The organism is uncultured Methanobrevibacter sp. (genome assembly GCF_902770715.1).
GTDB lineage: Archaea > Methanobacteriota > Methanobacteria > Methanobacteriales > Methanobacteriaceae > Methanocatella.
The window spans coordinates 21,912-40,938 of the sequence record NZ_CACXTS010000026.1 but is presented as its reverse complement, the minus strand read 5'-3'; the positions used below and the strand labels follow the sequence as shown (position 1 = coordinate 40,938).

General features: G+C 35.3%; 20 protein-coding genes. 10 read left to right on the top strand and 10 right to left on the bottom strand.

Annotated features, from left to right (window positions below; genetic code table 11):
- The first annotated feature begins 271 nt into the window (after positions 1-271).
- From polC to QZU81_RS08195, 8 genes are all read left to right on the top strand, one after another.
- On the top strand, positions 272-3,568 hold the full coding sequence (polC, locus tag QZU81_RS08230; protein WP_295591112.1) for a DNA polymerase II large subunit: 3,297 nt from the start codon (positions 272-274) through the stop codon (positions 3,566-3,568).
- Between the two features lie 257 nt (positions 3,569-3,825).
- A complete protein-coding gene (gene nrdD / locus QZU81_RS08225) occupies positions 3,826-6,144 on the top strand; it encodes an anaerobic ribonucleoside-triphosphate reductase (RefSeq protein ID WP_295591110.1) in 2,319 nt (772 codons plus the stop codon).
- Between the two features lie 286 nt (positions 6,145-6,430).
- Entirely contained in the window at positions 6,431-6,721 is a 291-nt protein-coding gene (locus QZU81_RS08220) for a 50S ribosomal protein L21e (RefSeq protein ID WP_295591108.1), read from the top strand.
- Between the two features lie 5 nt (positions 6,722-6,726).
- On the top strand, positions 6,727-7,071 hold the full coding sequence (locus tag QZU81_RS08215) for an RNA polymerase Rpb4 family protein (RefSeq protein ID WP_292824032.1): 345 nt from the start codon (positions 6,727-6,729) through the stop codon (positions 7,069-7,071).
- A gap of 161 nt (positions 7,072-7,232) precedes the next feature.
- Positions 7,233-7,868, top strand: coding sequence for a DUF655 domain-containing protein (locus QZU81_RS08210; protein WP_295591105.1), 636 nt, complete (start codon positions 7,233-7,235; stop codon positions 7,866-7,868).
- Between the two features lie 8 nt (positions 7,869-7,876).
- Entirely contained in the window at positions 7,877-8,749 is an 873-nt protein-coding gene (gene rsmA / locus QZU81_RS08205; RefSeq protein WP_292824036.1) for a 16S rRNA (adenine(1518)-N(6)/adenine(1519)-N(6))-dimethyltransferase RsmA, read from the top strand.
- A 5-nt stretch (positions 8,750-8,754) separates the two neighbouring features.
- Complete coding sequence (locus QZU81_RS08200) at positions 8,755-9,339, top strand: HemK2/MTQ2 family protein methyltransferase (protein ID WP_295591103.1); 585 nt, start codon at positions 8,755-8,757, stop codon at positions 9,337-9,339.
- Between the two features lie 13 nt (positions 9,340-9,352).
- A complete protein-coding gene (locus QZU81_RS08195) occupies positions 9,353-9,517 on the top strand; it encodes a hypothetical protein (RefSeq protein ID WP_292824042.1) in 165 nt (54 codons plus the stop codon).
- Positions 9,518-9,521: 4 nt separating this feature from the next.
- Here QZU81_RS08195 and dapF read toward each other — a convergent pair whose 3' ends face one another.
- Both dapF and lysA read right to left on the bottom strand, forming a co-directional pair.
- Positions 9,522-10,382 carry a diaminopimelate epimerase gene (dapF, locus tag QZU81_RS08190; protein ID WP_292824045.1) on the bottom strand — a complete coding sequence of 287 codons (861 nt, stop codon included), beginning with the start codon at positions 10,380-10,382 and terminating at the stop codon, positions 9,522-9,524.
- A gap of 9 nt (positions 10,383-10,391) precedes the next feature.
- Positions 10,392-11,675: a diaminopimelate decarboxylase gene (lysA, locus tag QZU81_RS08185; protein ID WP_295591100.1), complete on the bottom strand. Its 1,284-nt coding sequence runs from the start codon at positions 11,673-11,675 to the stop codon at positions 10,392-10,394.
- Positions 11,676-11,775: 100 nt separating this feature from the next.
- Between lysA and QZU81_RS08180 the strand changes: the two genes are divergently transcribed.
- Positions 11,776-12,198: an NUDIX domain-containing protein gene (locus QZU81_RS08180; protein WP_292824051.1), complete on the top strand. Its 423-nt coding sequence runs from the start codon at positions 11,776-11,778 to the stop codon at positions 12,196-12,198.
- On the opposite strand, the gene QZU81_RS08175 is transcribed toward QZU81_RS08180, so the two are convergent.
- Both QZU81_RS08175 and QZU81_RS08170 read right to left on the bottom strand, forming a co-directional pair.
- Positions 12,195-12,899, bottom strand: coding sequence for a hypothetical protein (locus tag QZU81_RS08175; protein WP_292824054.1), 705 nt, complete (start codon positions 12,897-12,899; stop codon positions 12,195-12,197). The two genes, QZU81_RS08180 and QZU81_RS08175, sit on opposite strands and share 4 nt — an antisense overlap.
- A 9-nt stretch (positions 12,900-12,908) precedes the next feature.
- Positions 12,909-14,069: an acetylornithine transaminase gene (locus tag QZU81_RS08170; RefSeq protein WP_292824057.1), complete on the bottom strand. Its 1,161-nt coding sequence runs from the start codon at positions 14,067-14,069 to the stop codon at positions 12,909-12,911.
- A gap of 70 nt (positions 14,070-14,139) precedes the next feature.
- On the opposite strand from QZU81_RS08170, the gene QZU81_RS08165 reads away from it, so the two are divergent.
- Positions 14,140-14,571 (top strand): peptidylprolyl isomerase, encoded by a 432-nt coding sequence (locus QZU81_RS08165; RefSeq protein WP_292824060.1) that lies wholly within the window; start codon positions 14,140-14,142, stop codon positions 14,569-14,571.
- Between the two features lie 59 nt (positions 14,572-14,630).
- On the opposite strand, the gene QZU81_RS08160 is transcribed toward QZU81_RS08165, so the two are convergent.
- The 6 genes from QZU81_RS08160 to moaC all read right to left on the bottom strand — a co-directional run bounded on the left by QZU81_RS08160 (position 14,631) and on the right by moaC (position 19,023).
- Positions 14,631-15,992, bottom strand: coding sequence for an MFS transporter (locus QZU81_RS08160; RefSeq protein ID WP_295591097.1), 1,362 nt, complete (start codon positions 15,990-15,992; stop codon positions 14,631-14,633).
- A 114-nt stretch (positions 15,993-16,106) separates the two neighbouring features.
- Positions 16,107-16,502: a nuclear transport factor 2 family protein gene (locus QZU81_RS08155; protein WP_295591095.1), complete on the bottom strand. Its 396-nt coding sequence runs from the start codon at positions 16,500-16,502 to the stop codon at positions 16,107-16,109.
- Between the two features lie 28 nt (positions 16,503-16,530).
- On the bottom strand, positions 16,531-17,451 hold the full coding sequence (locus QZU81_RS08150; protein WP_295591093.1) for a DNA glycosylase: 921 nt from the start codon (positions 17,449-17,451) through the stop codon (positions 16,531-16,533).
- Entirely contained in the window at positions 17,448-18,272 is an 825-nt protein-coding gene (gene hisF / locus QZU81_RS08145) for an imidazole glycerol phosphate synthase subunit HisF (protein ID WP_295591091.1), read from the bottom strand. The genes QZU81_RS08150 and hisF overlap by 4 nt, the downstream gene beginning before the upstream one ends.
- 52 nt (positions 18,273-18,324) lie before the next feature.
- Positions 18,325-18,486 (bottom strand): preprotein translocase subunit Sec61beta, encoded by a 162-nt coding sequence (locus QZU81_RS08140; RefSeq protein WP_292824075.1) that lies wholly within the window; start codon positions 18,484-18,486, stop codon positions 18,325-18,327.
- Positions 18,487-18,555: 69 nt separating this feature from the next.
- A complete protein-coding gene (moaC, locus tag QZU81_RS08135; protein WP_295591089.1) occupies positions 18,556-19,023 on the bottom strand; it encodes a cyclic pyranopterin monophosphate synthase MoaC in 468 nt (155 codons plus the stop codon).
- Between the last annotated feature and the right edge of the window lie 4 nt (positions 19,024-19,027).

Here is a 19,027-nt window from a genome sequence, read left to right as displayed (position 1 = left end):
TTTATTTCTATTTCTAATTTTATCTAAGTCTAATTTCACTTTTTGCCCATACATGGCATTTAATGGTTTATCGTTTGACATTAATATCACCAAAATAGCAATAATAATTTAAAATTCAACTACAATATACAACTAAAATTTTTGAATTTTTGAATATTTAAGTATTTTTAAATCCGGATGACAAGATTGAATCTGAAAATTACAAACATTATTAAATTATGAAAATCAATAGATTATATGTTAAATTAATTTTGTAACTTGTGGCGATACCATGGATTATTTTGATAGATTAGAAGCTGAAACCCATCACCTATACGAGATAGCTAATGAAGCAAGATCTAAAGGGTTAGATGTTGAAACAACAACCGAAGTTCCTCTTGCAAAGGATTTAGCTGAAAGAGTAGAAGGGCTTGTAGGTCCCGAAGGTGTGGCTCAACGTATTAAAGAATTAGAACAAGATATAACAAGAGAAGAGGTTGCTTTTGAAATTGCCGCCGAAATTGCATCAGGCAAGTTTGAGCTAACCGGTGAAAAGGCGGACTGGAACGAGGAGCAAAGATGCGACCAAGGTTTAAGGACAGCATTGGCCATTCTTACAGAAGGAGTGGTTGCAGCACCTCTCGAAGGAATCTCTCAAGTAAAAATTAAACAGAACTTTGATGGAACAAAGTATATTGGAGTTTACTTTGCAGGACCTATTAGGAGTGCAGGTGGTACTGCAGCAGCATTAGCTGTGCTTTTAGGAGATAAAATCAGACAGGCTATTGGTATTGATGAATTTAAACCTATTGACGATGAAATTGAAAGATATGTGGAAGAAGTTGAATTATACGAATCAGAAGTTACAAATTTACAATACTCACCAACACCAGAAGAAGTGAGATTCGCTGCAAATCATATTCCCGTGGAAGTTTCAGGAGAACAAACTGACCAAGTAGAAGTGTCACACAGAGATTTGGAACGTGTGGAAACCAACAACATTCGTGGTGGAGCACTTCTTGCGATGGTTGAGGGAGTAATTCAGAAATCAAAAAAGATTCATAAAATCTCTAAAAAATTAGGCCTTGATTGGGAATGGCTCAGCGAATATTCAAAACCTAAAAAAGACGATTCCTCAAAGGATGAGGGAGAGTCCGATATTGTAAGTGAACCAAAATATATTCAGGATATTATCGGAGGAAGACCAATTCTAGGATATCCTTCTGAAAAGGGAGGATTTAGATTAAGGTACGGCAGGTCTAGAAATACTGGGCTTGCTACCATGGGCGTTCATCCTGCAACAATGGCTCTGCTTGAATTTTTAGCAGTCGGAACCCAGCTTAAAATTGAATACCCAGGTAAAGGAAACTGTGTTGTTCCTGTTGATTCCATTGAAGGACCAACAGTCAAACTCAAAAACGGAGATGTCGTGATTATCGACTCCGTTCGCCAAGCACGTGAACTTAAAAAAGATGTTGTTGAAATATTATTCCTGGGAGACATGCTTGTTGCGTTTGGAGAATTCTTAAGAAACAACCAGCCTTTATATCCATCAGGATGGTGTGAAGAATGGTGGATTCAATTATTAATGAGAAGTGAAAACTTCGATAAGGACAACAATGACCTGGATTTACATAAGCTTGAATATGAGTATTTGACATCCATCGAGGCATTTACATTATCCAAAAAGTACAACATACCTCTTCATCCGAAATACACCTATTGCTATAATGACGTGACTATTCAGGACTTGAACAATTTAATTGACCTGATTGAGAAAGGAAAATCAACATATAAACAGGATGAAGGAATTAAACTTGATTTATCATTCCAGAAAAGAACACTGGAGGTTATCGGTGTTCCCCATACTGTCCGTGACGGAAAAATAGTCATCGACAAAGATCATGCTTATGCACTTTTAGTAACATTATCAAAAAAATTACCTCAAAAGGAGAGTACCATTGAAGCCATAAATGAAGTTTCACCGGTTGAAATTAAGAATAAAGCTCCGGCATATATCGGTACTCGTGTAGGTAGGCCTGAAAAATCAAAAGAAAGATTGATGAGACCTGCACCACACGGATTATTCCCAATCGGGAACAATGGAGGTACAAGAAGATTAGTTGCAACAGCTGCTAAAAAAGGAAATATCAAAATTGATATATCCAGAAGAAAATGTACAAATCCGGAATGCGGAATTAGCTCATTCGGTTCCCTTTGTCCTAAATGCGGAGCTCCAACTGAAATGGGAAAACCGTCTCAAAAAAGCATCCCTCTTGCATCCATGCTTAAAAAAGCATCAGACAATGTTAAAGTGAGAAGAGTGGATGAATTTAAAGGGGTTATGGGTATGATTTCAGAATCAAAAATACCTGAACCGCTTGAAAAAGGGATATTGAGAGCTAAAAATGAAGTATTCACATTTAAGGACGGTACAATTCGTCATGACTCAACTGATTTGCCGCTGACACATTTCATTCCAAAAGAAATTGGAGTTACAGTTGACAAATTGCTTGAGATGGGTTATGACAAGGACTGCTACGGAAATCCAATTGAAAATGAAGATCAAATCATTGAACTTAAAGTTCAGGATATTGTAATTTCCGACAATTGCGGCGAATACCTGCTCCATACCGCACAGTTCATTGACGATGAACTTACAAGATACTATGGAATGGATGCATTTTACAATGTCAAAGAAAAAAGTGATTTGATTGGACATTTGGTAGCAGGACTAGCACCTCACACATCTGCAGGAGTACTTGGAAGAATCGTTGGATTTACAAAGGCGCTTGGTTGTTATGCTCATCCGTATTTCCATTCTGCAAAACGTAGGAACTGTGATAGTGACGAAGATGCCGTAATGTTATTATTGGATGCATTAATAAACTTTTCAAAATCATATTTACCAAACACTAGAGGAGGAAGTATGGATGCTCCTTTAGTTTTATCTTCAAGAATTGACCCTGAAGAGATAGATGACGAATCACATAACCTGGACATATTCGAAAGATTCCCTGTAGAGTTTTATGAAGAAACATACACTCCTCATAAGCCTGCTGAAGTCTTGGAGTACATCGATAATGTTGAAAAACATTTAGGAACTCCGGAGCAATATGAAGGATTGATGTTCTCACACCACACCTCAAATATTCATGCGGGTCCAACAGTCTGTCTTTATAAAAGATTGCCATCCATGAGAGAAAAGGTAGAAGCTCAAATTTCCCTTGCGGAGACCATTAGGGCTGTTGATCAACGTGGAGTTGTGGAAAAAGTATTGTCATCCCATTTCTTACCGGATATTATGGGCAATTCCAGAGCATTTTCCAAACAAAAAGTAAGATGTACCAAGTGCGGTGCAAAATACAGAAGAATGCCACTTACCGGAAAATGCAGATGCGGAGGCAATCTGATTCTTTCCGTTTCCAAAGGATCAGTGACAAAGTACCTCGAAATTTCACAAGAGCTGGTTAATAGATATCCTGTTTCCCATTACCTAAAACAACGTTTAGAAATTCAGGAATATGGTATTAACTCATTATTTGAAAGTGATAAATCAAAACAAAGTTCTTTAGATGTGTTCTTCTAAAGAATTTTTACAATACTTTTCAAATGCTCTTGGACGCTTAATATAATATATAAAATATATAAAAAATTTCATGGCACGTAAATATTGTTCGATGTAAGACGAACAATTTATATACCACGTCGCATAAAGTATAATGTAGATGTTCGTACTAATACGAACAATTAATTATACAAGTGCTTACAAATAGTATAGCATATGGGAGAGTGCTCTCTCAAAGGATAATAAACTTTTTAATAAATAGGAAAAATGGTGTGAAAATGGAAAAAATATCAGAATTAGGAAATAATTTAAATGAATCCGTTAAAATCAATGTAGAAAAAAATAACGGAATTAAAGAAAGATTCAGTTATGAAAAGTTAGTAAAATCTTTAGTAATGGTTGAAACCCCATTCTTCGAATCAGACAAAATCGTTGCAACCGTAGTATCTCAATTATACGATGGAATTAAAACTAAAGAAATTAAAAAAATCGTTTATGAATGTTTAGAAGATATTGACCCTGAAATCGCTAACAAATACTTAGCAAGTACCCAATTAAAAGTACGTACTTCAAGAGATACTATTGAAGCATTCGACTTATCAAAAATTGCAAATACATTAATTGAAGAAACCGGAGCAAGCCAAGAAACCGCTTTTGAAATCGCAACTGAAACCTGGAAAGAACTCAAAAAATTAAACGTCGAATACTTAACCGCACCAATGATCAGGGAAATGGTTAACACCAAATTGATTGAATACGGTTTAGAAGATTTAAGAAGCCGTTACACTCGTTTAGGTATTCCTGTATACAACATTACTTCTTTAATTGAAAACGGTAACAGGGATAACGCAAACATGATCCACAACCCTGAAAGTATTCACAAACATGTGGCTGACGAAGCATTAAAACAATATGCACTCTTAAAAATGCTCCCTGCACACTTGGCAGATGCACACATGTCCGGTGACATTCACATTCACGATTTAGAATTCTTCGCAGGAAGACCTTTAAACTGTATGCAACATGACATCAGAACTTTCATCAAATATGGTCTTAAAGTAGACGGTACCGGTGACCACACCTCAATTGCAGGAGCACCAAACCACATGGAAACTTTAATGAACCACACTGGTGAAATCATGCTCGCAGCACAACAAAACATGTCCGGAGGACAAGGAATGTCCCTTTGGAACGTATTTGTTGCACCATTCGCAAGAGGAAGAACCTATGAAGAAATCAAACAATCAGTACAAATGCTTGTTTACAACTTAAACATGGCTTACGCTGCAAGAGGATCACAAGTTCCATTCACAAGTATGGCATTGGAATTCGGTGTCCCTGATTTCTTAAAAGATGAAACTGCATACGGACCTAAAGGTAAAGTAGTTGGAACCTACGCTGACTTTGAAGAAGAAACCAGATTAATTCAAAGAGCATTCACTGAAACCTTACTTGAAGGAGACAACGAAGGAAAACCTCATTTATTCCCAAATACTATCTACACACTCCGTAAAGAAACAATGACCAGCGAATACGAAGATGACATAAGATTAGTTCATGAATTATCTGCAAAATATGGTTCATCCTACTTTGTTAACATGTTCCCTAAATACAGAGGAAAAATGGCTAACTACATGGGATGCAGAACTTGTTTACAAGACACTTGGACTGGTGACTGGGATCAAGACTGTTTAAGAACTGGTAACCTCGCATACGTAACCTTAAACTTCCCAAGAATCGGATACCAATCCAAAGATGAATCCCAAGTATTCGAATACTTAGATGAATACATGGATTTAGCGGTTGAAACCTTAATGCTTAGAAGGGAACAAGGATTAAAATGTTTAAATGACTTCCACATTTTACCATTCTTAAAACAGCAAGTAGGTGAAGAATCATACTACAGAATCGAAAACTCAACTTTATCCTTTGGTTTTGTCGGACTCAACGAAATGTTATTATCCTTATTCGGCGAAGGTATTGAAAATCCTGATGCTAATAAATTCGGTGTAAAATGTCTCGAATATGTTAACGACAGGGCTAAAAAGTTACAAGAAGAAACCGGACTTAGATGGTCTGTTTTACAAACCCCTGCTGAATCAACTGCATACAGATTTGCAACTCTCGATAAAAAACAATATGGCGATCAAGCTATTGTACAAGGAGACGGCAACGCTAACTACTACACTAACTCATCACATGTGCCAGTAGATACCAGCGCTTCACTCATTGAAAAAATCAAAATCGAAGAGCAATATCATAGTTTAACTCCGGGTGGACACATCTTCCATGCATTCATGGGAGAATCCTACTCCGATCCAGATTCCTTAATGAGCTTAACTAACAAAATTGCTAAAAAATCCGATATCGGATTCTGGGCTTACAGCTCAGCTTTAAGTTTCTGTTTAAAATGTAAAACTTTAATGAAAGGGTTAAACAATACATGCCCTACCTGCGGTGAAACAGAAGATGTGGAATGGTATGACAGAATTACCGGTTACGTACAACAAGTTGGACGTGCAAAATCTGCATCTGGTGGTTGGAACCCAGGTAAACGTCAAGAATTAATTGACAGAAGAAGATTTGAAGATAACTAAATAGTTATCTTCTTCACACCATTTTTTTAACACCAAAAACCATCAAAAAACAAACCCTGAAAAATAGATCAATCACATTTTTGAAAAAAATTTGAAAATATCGAATTTTGCCCTAAAAACTAAAAGTATATTAATACCATTAAACTAAAATTATAATATTATCATATCACTGATGGTAATAGTTATTTTCACATTCTATGTTACTAGTATTTATGGGCATTTTTTAATACTAGGTCGCTGATAACATAGATTTATACCCAGACTGAACTGATTAAGAGGTTATATAATGCAAAGATCAAGAGGATTAAAAAGTAGATCAAGAAAAAAAATGACTAAAGTGCAAAGACCGGGTAGAACTAACCCTATTACAAACAGACTCCAAAGATTTGAAGAAGGAGACTTAGTTCACATTACTATTAACCCATCCATCCAAAAAGGACAACCTGCTCCTAGATTCCACGGAAAAACCGGAAAAGTTATCGGTCAAAAAGGTAAAGCATACATTGTCGCTTTAAAAGATGGAAACAAACCAAAAGAGTTAATTGTAAGACCTGACCACTTAAAATTACAAAAATGATTTCTATGATTGGAAAAGAGGTTATTGAAACAAAACCAATTTCTGGTGCAGAAGTTAAAGAAATTCTTGAAGATTTTTCCAATGATAATGAGTTAAATTACGAGCAAAATCTTACATTGAATCATCTTGCAAGATTCAAAAGATACTCAATTGAAGATTCAAAAGAAATTGTTGAAAAGCTCCAAGATGAATTCGGATTAAGAGACAAAGTCGCTGTCCATATTGTTGATTTGGCTCCTAAAGATTTAGCAGACTTAAGATTAATTTTTGCTAAAGAACCTAAAAAAATCGAAAAAGAAGAAATGGAAAAAATCCTTGAATTCTTGGAACAATATGATATTGAAGAATAGTATTTAACTATTCCCCCCCCCTTTTTTTATTATTTTTAAATATTTATTTTAATTTGCACTTTTTTTTAGATATCTTTATTAATACTTAAAAACTAAAATTTATAATATATTTATATAATAGCTAATTTAACTTATATAAAAACAATAGTGAGTGATAAAAGATGGTTGATAATAGAAAGAGAAATGAAAAAAAACCAACAGTAAAAAAAGAACAATATGCTGTTGTGCTCGATTATCTAAGTCGAGGCTATGTTAAATCTGATATGTCTAAATTCGGAGGTAAACCTATTGCTCAAGCTATTGGTACAGAACAATTCACTTTACTCGAATTAGCTCCTAAAAATGGTGTTGATTTAGAAATACAGGACACCGTATATATTGGAAAAGGAAAGAGAGATAAAATCTATAGAGTGCTTGGAAGATTAGATTTCGAAAATTTAACTGCTACAAGTAGAATTGAATTAGATTATGCTATTCGTGACATTGTTGAAGCTAACGAAGCAAAATATGTTGAATTCTTCAATACAACTGAATCCGTAAGTACAAGACTTCATTCACTTGAGTTAATTCCAGGAATAGGAAAAAAATATATGTGGGACATTATCAATGCTAGAGAGGAAAAACCTTTTGAAAGCTTTAAAGATATTACAGAAAGACTCCCAACATTAACCGATCCTGCGGGCATGATTGTAAATAGAGTAAAACAGGAACTCGACACAACCACTATCAGAAGAGGTAACAAAGGCAAATACTATATATTTACTCAGCCCCCAAAAAGACCTAGAAATTCAAGATAAGTGATAAATTGACTAGTGAAAATTCCCAATCTTTATCTAAAATAACAAAAGCTATTTTAAATCAACATGGGATAAAGTTAAATAAAAATCTTGGTCAAAATTATTTGATTGATAAAAATAAGAGAGACCAGATTATTAACTTTGGAAATATTGATGAAAACGATACAATTTTAGAGATAGGGACCGGAATTGGCACACTAACAATTGAACTTGCCAAAAAAGCTAAAAAAGTAATAGCAATTGAACAGGACAAAAAGATTTATGAAATTTTAGCCCAACGACTTAAAGAGGAAAAAATAGATAATGTAGAATTAATAAACGATGATGCGTTGAATGTTGAATTTCCAAAGTTCAATAAAATCATCTCCAATCTACCTTATCAAATTTCATCACCGATTACTTTTAAATTTCTTAATTATGATTTTGATTTGGCCATTTTAATGTATCAAAAAGAATTTGCTGAACGCATGAATGGCGAAGTTGGAACAAAAAACTATTCAAGACTTTCTGCAATGCTATATTTTAAATGCAATGTTGAAAAATTGGCGGATGTTAGTTCAGAAAGCTTTATACCTAAACCGCAAATCGATTCGGCTGTTGTTAGATTAACACCGAAGGAAAATAAAATTTCAGATGAAGACTTTAAGGTTTATTCTAATTTTACAAAGGCATTATTCCAGCATAGGAACAAAAAAATAAGAAATGCCCTGATTGATTCAAGACACATTATAACTGACCTTGACAAAAAAGAAATGAAGAAACGTTTGAATGAAATAAAATCTGAAAAAATAGAAGAATATTTCAAAAAGAGAGTTACTGTAGTCTCACCAGAAGAGATACTGTTTTTATCAAGAGAAATTAACCCGATTTTAAATGGATAGATAATATGGTATATTTTATAATTAATACCGATGACAATGTATATATTCCGGCTGAAGACAGCTATTTATTAGCCGATAATTTGGAAATCAAATCCGGACAAAGCGTTTTAGAGATTGGAACCGGATCTGGAATTGTTGCAATGTACGCCTCAAAGTTAACTGATGACATTACCGTTACGGACATCAACTTTGATGCCTGCCTTTTGGCCGAAAAAAATTTCAAAGACAATGGCATTGAAAACATTGAGATTCTATTTGGAAATTTATTTGAGCCCGTGAAAAATAGAAAGTTTGATGTAATTTTATTTAATACTCCATATCTGCCTACTGAAGATGATGAAGTTTTAGATGACACTATAAATTATGCATTCGATGGTGGATTAAACGGTAGGAAAGTTATTGACTTATTCTTAAATGAAGTGGGGAATCACTTAAATGATGGAGGAATTGTCCAGATGATACAGTCTTCACTTTCAGGTAATGAAGAAACCCTGGAAAAATTGGATCATTTAGGCTTCATTGCTGAAATAGCTGCTTCGGAACACTTTTTCTTTGAGGATATAACTTTAATTAATGCTTATAAAATATAATGACGTGATAATTATGGAAGAATGGAAAAAATCAGTTTTAATAGGTACAATACTTTTAATTCTTGCAGTGATATTTGCAATAATTAGAAATGAGTTCAATATCTGGATAATATTGATAATACTGCTTGCAGTAATTGATATCATTTTCGGGATTATCAGAAAAATAAAAAAAGTATAGAGAATTAGAATTCTCCATCGAAAACAAGCTCTGCAGGGCCTTCCATGAAAGCTCCAAGAGCATCTTCTTTTTTATAAACATTGAATTTTAAGTCGCCACCAGGCAAATGAAGCAATATGTTTTCATCGAATAAACCTAGTTTATAACCGGAAATAGCTGTGGAAGTTGCGCCTGTACCGCATGCAAGTGTTACACCAGCACCTCTTTCCCAAGTAATCATTTTACCTTCATTTTTAGAAACGACCTCTACAAAGTGAACGTTGATTTTTTCAGGGAACACTTCATGGGCTTCAATGGCCGGACCGTATTTGTTGATGTCTATTTCATCAACATTGTCGACGAAGATAATGGCGTGTGGATTTCCAACACTAATGGCAGTCAAGTTAAAAGTGGTGTCCAATACTTCTAACTGGCCGTCTAAAAATTCTTCCTTATCGCTGGTCATTGGGATTTCAGGAGTTTTGAATGTTGATAATCCCATATCCACTTTGAACAATACAGGTTCATCACTATCTAAAGTAATCTCGATTGTTTTTATTCCAGCTCTTGTTTCAACAGTCATTTTTTCTTGTTTTAAAATGCCTTTTCTGTAAACAAAATCACCGAAACATCTTATACCATTTCCACACATTTCAGCTTCGCTTCCATCAGGATTGAACATTCTGTATCCGATGTCTGCAACTTCAGACGGTTCGACGAATAGTACTCCATCCCCCCCTACTCCAAAGTTCCTGTGGCATAAAATCCTACAGGCTTCCGGTTTGTCAGCTTCTGGAATGACTTCCCCATCAAATTCATTGATTATAGGAAAGTCATTGCCTATTCCGTGCATTTTTGAAAATTTTAATCCTTTTAAATCTACCATATTATCAACTTATTTTAAGTGTGGTGGAATGCTTTGTTTTGCATATAAGTCTTCAAAAGTTTCTCTTTCACGTACTAAACTACATTTTCCATCAGTTACAAGAACTTCAGAAGCTAATGGTCTTGAATTGTAGTTTGAAGACATTGTAAATCCATATGCACCAGCATTTAGAATACCTAATACGTCACCTTCTTCCACATCAGGCATTGGTCTGTCACGTGCGAACAAGTCTCCGGATTCACAGACATTTCCTGCAATATCGACTTCCTGGGTATTTTCAACATCCATTTTAGTTGCATCGACAATGTGGTGGTATGAATCATACATTGCAGGCCTTAAGAGTGTATGGAAACCTGCGTCTACACCAATGAATTTTCTGTAGCTTTGTTTTACACTATTAACTGTTACTAAAAGAACACTTGCATCTCCAACCAAGTATCTTCCAGGTTCTAGATACATTGTAGGATTTCCCATGTCGTATTCTTCTAATTTTTCTTTGAATAAACCTACATTAACTTCTGCAAATTTGTCCAAATCCACAATGTTTTCTTCAGGGGTGTATGGAATACCTACACCTCCACCAAAATCAACAAATTCGAAGTCGATTCCCGCTTCTTGGTGAACTTTTCCTGCAATATCCATTGTAGATTCAATAGCTAATTTGAATGGTTCAGGGTCTAAAATACCTGATCCAATGTGTGAATGCATTCCAATCGGATTGAATCCTAATTCTTTAGCCATTTCATATACTTCTACAGCTTCATTATCCATAATACCAAATTTACTCATTACCCCACCGGTGATACAGTGGTCATGGTGTCCGGCACCTACCATTGGATTAACCCTAAAGGATATTTTTAATCCTTCCGGATTAACTACCTGTGAAAGTCTTTTGAGGGCTGAAACTGAGTCAATATTTAAAACTGCACCTTCATCATGGACAAATTTCAATTCATCGTTAGTGATATTGTTACCTGTGAATAATATCCTATCGCCTGAAAATCCAATCATTTTTGCTATGTGAACTTCTCCAGGTGAAACCGCATCAATACAACAACCTTCACTTTCTAAAATTTTCATGACAGCAAGGTTGGTATTTGCTTTACATGCATAAAATACTTTAAAATCAGAATAATATTTTGAAAAAGCAGAGTAAAACCTATTATAGTTATCTCTTATCCTATTTTCATCAATTACATAGGTTGGAGTTCCGAATTCTTCTGCGATGTCCAATGCATCTGCACCACCAATATCTAAATGGTTTTTATCGTTTACTTTTATATTTAAATCCATAATTAAAACTCCTAAAAAAGTTACATTATGTTTTTACATATCTTGTTTAATATATTTAAAATTTGTTAAGGAAAGGATTTTTCCGTTTAAAATATTAATCATGAAATTAAAAATAGTCAATATGGCATTTTATGGACTTACAATGAGAGGAGTAATCAAAAATACTGACAATGAAATCCTGATTTTGAAAAGACATCCCAAATCAAAAACAGACCCCGAGATGTGGGAACTTCCGGGAGGAAAAGTTGAAAAGGGAGAGCATTTTACAAATGCCCTTATCCGTGAAATCAAAGAAGAAACAAACTTGGATTGTGAAGTCGGCGATTTCTGCGAAGCCGTTCAAAATGATTATATGCACAAAAGAACCGTGCAGCTGATAATGTATCTTGAAAATATAAAAGGTGATGTCAAAATCAGCGAAGAGCACACCGAGTTCATGTGGGCTGACTTGGAAAAAATAAGGTCATTGGAAATATCTTCATCACTCAAAAAAATATTGGAAAAAAGGAATTGGGAAATTTAATCAACATTTCGGACTTCAACAGTTACAAAATGACCTTCCTTACATTTTGGACATAATGAAGAATCCTTTAATGAGTGAAGCTCGCCGCCACAATGCTGACAATTGCCCCTATAGTCAAATAATAGTACGGTTAATTCATTGGTGTGCTGTTTGAGAATGTATCTTATTGAATCTTCATCCACATTAGATAAATTCTGCATAACTACAAATTTATTAATCTGCTTTTTACAGTTATCGCAGTAATATCCATAGTAATAGCCCCAAAAGTCATAATTATCATTATCCTTAAAATCATGGATATATGAATCTTCAATGACAAAATCATCATCCTTGCCAACTGCAAACGCCTTTTCGGATCTGACGTCCAGACTTCTTGAGCAGTTCAAGCAGTTTTGGAACTTATCATCGAATTTGATAATTTTAAAGGTATGATCGTAATCCTCAATCAAATTGATTATATCCTCATTGCTCATTTTTGAAGGATTTTCGGATATAATAAACTCTTTGACAATACTATCACAATCATAGCAGTAATATTCATGATAATAACCGCTTACCAATGCCTTTGACATTTCGGTGGATGTTAAAAACAATAACATGCTCACGTTTATTTCACAATTTTCATCAATCCAGAAAACTTCTAAATCCTGAACATGTTCATGTCCACAAACATCACATTTATATTTAATGAATTGACCCATACGAATGACCTACAAAATTTCATTTAAAGCTTTTACAAACTCATCGACTTCTTCTTTGGTAATAATCAATGGTGGAACGAATCTTAAAACATTGCCTGCAGTACAGTTGATTAAGAATCCTGCTTCTCTTAGTTTGTCCACATATTCAGCTCCAGGTTTAGTTAGCTCCAAACCAACCATCAAACCTTTACCTCTTACATCAGCGATGATTTCCTTATCCAATTTCTTGAGTTCGCTGATAAAGTATTCGCCGACTTCATTGACATTATCCAAAATGTTTTCCTCTTCAAATGCATCCAAAACAGCATTTGCTGCTGCACAAACCAGAGGTCCTCCACCGAAAGTGGTTCCGTGGTCTCCAGGCACGAATGCACCGGCAACCTTTTCGGTTGCAAGAATGCCACCCATTGGAACTCCTCCGCCTATTCCTTTAGCCATTGTCATGATATCAGGTTTGACATCAAAGAGTTCATGAGCAAATAATGTTCCGCATCTTCCAAAACCTGTCTGTACTTCATCCACGATGAATACGATATCCTTTTCATGACAGATTTCTTCAATTTGCTTTAGATAATCCTTATCTGGAACATTCACTCCACCTTCACCTTGAATAGGTTCGACAATGATAGCTGCAGTATTTTCTGTAATGGCCTCTTTAATGGCATCAATATCATTGTATGGTACGTTGATGAATCCTTTTGGCAATATTTGCTTAAATGGCTCATGGTATTCCTCATGACCAGTTGCTGCAAGTGTCACCAATGTTCTTCCGTGGAATGAATCGACAGTTGAGATTACTTCACTTTTTCCAGTGTATTTTACAGCTAATTTAATAGCTCCTTCATTTGCTTCAGCACCGCTGTTTGCATAAAAAATTCTGTCGAAACTGGTTTTGTCAATCAATTTTTTAGCATAAATCAATGCTGGTTCGTTATAATAAATGCTTGAAATGTGAATGAGCTTTTCTGCTTGATCTTGTATTGCTTTTACAAGCTTTGGATGATTGTGACCTAAAGCATTAACTGCAATACCTGCAAACATGTCCAAATATTCATTTCCATCAATGTCTGTAACCTTAACACCCTCCCCATGATCTAAAACTAGTGGTTGTCTTGTGAAAGTGTTAATGAAATAATCATCTTCAATTTTAATTAATTCTTGAGTATTCATATTATCCTCCATAAACTATTTAATCAATAATATTTATATTAATAGTATTATTTAAAAATTAGGTGATAAAATGAAAGTCGCTATAATTGAAACTGACAAAGGAAATATCGAATTAGAATTATTCCCAAATGAAGCTCCAGGAACTGTAGCTAACTTTGAAAAATTAGCAAACGAAGGATTTTATGATGGATTAACCTTCCACAGAGTAATTCCAAACTTTGTAATTCAAGGCGGATGTCCTATCGGAAACGGTACCGGAGGACCAGGTTACACCATCAAATGTGAAACTGAAGGAAACCCACACAAACACGGTACTGGTGCATTATCCATGGCACACGCAGGAAAAGATACCGGTGGAAGCCAATTCTTTATTACACACAGCCCACAACCACACTTAGACGGTGTTCACACCGTATTCGGTCAAGTTATCAAAGGTCAAGATGTTGTTAATGCAATCCAACAAGGCGACAAAATGAATAAGGTGACCATTGAAGAAAGATAATTTTATCTTTCAACTTATTTTTTATTTTTAACTACAAAATTTCTTTTATTTCTTGAAATCTAATTTTTAGATTTAATTCCAACAAATGAAGCAAACACAGACGCTATGCATAACACCACACAGATAATGCATGTTATTTGACAGCTGCTTATTAAAAGAGGATAATACTCTTCTACAATCGGCACATTGCCCATCACAAACGCAAACACCAATGTCAATATCCCCAAACTCATTGCCTGACCGACTGTACGCATTGTCGCTACTGACGCTGACGCCACCGATGTATCCTTTGGAGGAACGGAACTCATTATGACATTTGTATTCGGTGGGGAAAACAGTCCAAATCCAACACCATAAATTATCATTGCCACTATCAAAAATTCAAGTGATGTGGCCTCGTTTAAAAATGAGAAAAAAACCAGTGAAACTGTTCCAAGCCCCATTCCAATAGCTGCAAGAATCTGCGGAACATACTTGTCAGATAACCTTCCTGCAATCGGAGCAAGCACAACTTGACATAGAGGTGCTGCAAGCAAGATTATTCCTGCAGTCTGTGAATCATATCCCTTAATGTACTGCAAGTGATAATTTAGAATTGTAGTGACTGCAAAAGTAGCCAAATAGGCGCATAATGATGCGAAATTGGATGATAGGAATTTACGATTTTTGAAAAATCTTATATCGAATACAGGATGATCTTCTCTCAATTCTATAAATCCGAATATAATCAAGAATACAATACCTAAAACTGTTAACATTACTCCAAATGGCTCATTCAGTATGGTAAATCCATATATGAATAATACCATTCCGATTCCATAGAAAATTGACCCTTTCACATCAAGAGGAACACCTTCAAATGTAACCCACTCCTCATCAACTTTAGTTAAAAGCAATGCCAGGATGACGAGTAAAAATGGAACTCCAAATAGGACCACAGATCTCCATCCCAATTGGTAATTTAAGACACCACCAAGAACCGGCGCTAGGGACAGCGCAATATAAACTCCTGTAATGGTTATTCCCAATGCCTTTCCGCGCTCTTCCGGTTTAAATGCTGAGACAACCATTGCCATGGATGTGACATTGAAAAATGAAAGGGCAATGCCCAGAACTAGACGGCAAAGTAAAAACTGCTCGGAAGATGTAACCAGCACATTGGCAATTGAAATTAAAATAAATAATATGACGCTTATGATTGTGACTTTTTTAAGACCATATTTTCCTGAAATCTGACCTGCAGGAACCGATAATACTGCCACAACTAATAAAAAGATGATTATAGCCCAATTTTGAACGATATTGCTCATATGAAACTCAGCGGCTATTGTTGGAATTACAACCATGACTGAATTAACCGCAAAAACAGCGAAAAATGACAATACCGTACAAATAAAAAGAATCAGATTTTTATTTTCCATCAAATAATATATTAATTTTATACAATATAAAATCTTATCTTGTCTGAATAAAACAATGTCCAATCCATTAGACACAAATTATCGGATTGATTAATGATGATATTTAATTATAATCTAATTGTCCCATTTGCTGATATACCATTTGTTATTGACCTTTTCCATTGTTTGCTGTGAATGCAAGGTCCAAGTTCCTTTAATACCGTATACTTTCGCATCAAGCGTTACATCAGCATTGAAAATAGCTTTTGTTTCTTCAATTATTTTAATTTGGGGGCAGTCAATAGTTGATTCGTAATAGTTCAATGTTCCGTCCATGATTTCATCGATGTATTCCTGTTTTGTTTGTGTTTTTCCGGACATGTGTGTTAATGTGTAATCATCATCTAAAATCTCATCGAGCGCATCGAAATTCTTTTCTATCATTGCCAATTGGAATTCTTTAAATCTCTCAAGAACTTCTTCTTCGCTTTTTGTCAATTCCTTTTTGTTTATAACAGATACTTTTGTCATGATATCACGAAAACTATAATAAACATGTTCATTTACGTTTCAATTTATCCATCAGTCCGGATTTTCTTGCATAATGGAACATGTACAACTGGACATATCCCGCCATGTCGCCAAATTCCTCCATTCCAAATTCACGCACCTTGGCTACACTCATATCCTTTCCATCAAAATACAAGTGAGAAACAATCCTTTTTATCCACACATCGGACGGGAAAGCCTCTCTAAAGTTAAATCCATAAAGCAATATGCAGTCTGCAACTTTCGGACCAACACCCGGCACCTCCAAAATTGTTTCAAACGCTTCATCATATGTCATTTTTGGAATTTCCGAAAGCTCCATTTCAAGTGTAAATAGCTCAGATGCCTTTCTCATGTATGGTGCTCTATATCCTACGCCACAACTTTTGAGGTTATTGTTGCAGTCACAAATATCTTGAATGTTCGATGAATTAAATTCATCTTCCTCATCCAAGTATATCTTTGCTAAGTCGCTGCTTTGAGGAAAAGTATAGTAATCTTCGTATTGATTTCCCCAGTTTTGTTTCATCTCAGAAATCGATTTTGTCCATCTTTTAATGGAATTGTTAGCGGAGCATATTGATGAAATAATGCATTCGAACGGGTCATGTGCCAAAAATAATCTCAGGCCATTGCAGAACTTTGACATTTCAGCCAACTCGGCATGATTGTTCAAATACCTATAAAAATTATCCAAATCAAAATCCAAATCATAGATGTATGTCAGCATAGAAATGGCCTCATCGGTTGAAATATCCCCTTTAAAATCAAAATCTAAAAACTCGTCGGACTGTTTTACACTGAAAATAACCGGATTATCATTGACATTTACAACTTCCCTATAACAATCACCAAATTTTCTCCAAGGGGGCTGTGATGTTTGGCCTGACAGTTGGGTCAATTCTAAGTCAATAGGGGATTTGATAATCATAAACGAACAGCTACATTATTTTCTTTTAAAAATTCTTTTACTGTGCCGATGGAATATTGGTTAAAATGGAATATGCTGGCAGCAAGAGCTGCAGAAACATCTGTTTTTTCAAACACTTCAAGAATATGTTTTGGTTCACCTACACCGCCACTGGCAATGACAGGAATATCAACAGCATCATTGATTGTCTTATTTAGCTCAATATCATATCCATTTTGAGTCCCATCACCATCCATACTGGTTAAAAGAATTTCACCTGCGCCGAGATCTTGGCATTTTTGTGCCCATGCGATTGCATCAATGCCTGTGAATTCACGTCCGCCATAAATGCTTGTATCAAACCAGCAATAGCCCTTGTCGGTTTCAATGACAATCTTATCCGGCGCGTCATCCGGATGTTCGACGTATCTTCTTTTTGCATCTATTCCAATTACAACCGCTTGAGAACCTACAACCTTTGAAGCTTCAGTTAAAAGTTCGGGATTTTTAATAGCCGCTGTGTTGGTTGAGCATTTATCCGCTCCAGCCTTAAGCATCTTAATATAATCGTCGACTTTTCTTATTCCCCCGCCTACGCAAATTGGCATGAATACATTCTCTGTTAGCCTATCAATAACATCAGCCATTGTAGCTCTTCTCTCGTGTGATGCTGTGATATCCAAAACTACCACCTCATCTGCGCCTTCTTCATAGTAGCGAGTTGCCAGGTCAACAGGATTGCCTGCATATTTAATCTGTTTAAATTCAACTCCCTTAACGACTCTGCCTTCAGGCACTTGTAAATCACAATCTAAGCAAGGAATAATTCTTTTAGTCAACATAATATCAAATTAATAAAAAAAGTAGTATTGTTTTTTAAAAAAAACAATATGTTTAAGCAGAATATCTTAAAACAAAGCACAAAATAGCTATAATAACAGTAGCTACGAGAACGTGCTCAGGAGAAAGTTTTGGTCCAAGACTTTCTTCATCAAAGTATCTTACTAAACCTGCACCTGTTTGAGGCATAGAAATCTTATTATCTTTTTTTGCCATAGTAAATCTCCATAAAATTAATTACTAAAAATAACTGTATATAATTATTATATTCCTAGTATATAAAGTTTAAATTTTCTCCTTTTTGATTACTTTAATGTCGCTGATTCTGGTATCAGGGTATTGTCCTTTCTCATCTTTTTCAACAGCCTTTACCATATCCCATACAGTAAGCAATGCAACGCTTACCCCAGTAATAGCTTCCATTTCAACTCCAGTTTTGCCGAGAGTGTTAACGGCACATGTGGCAGTGATTTCATCTTCCTTTACTTCAAAATCAAGCTCAATTCCGGTTAAAGCCAAAGGATGGCAAAGCGGAATTATTGAAGATGTGTTTTTAACGGCCTGAATACCTGCAATCTGAGCAGTTGTTAATACATTACCCTTTTTGATTTCTTCGTTTTGAATCAGATCAATTGTATTTTTATCTAAAAATATGCTGCCTTTTGCAATGGCTCTCCTTTTTTGATCAGGTTTTGCCCCAACTTCGACCATATGTACTCCGCTATCAGTTAAATGTGTAAATTCATCACCCATAATA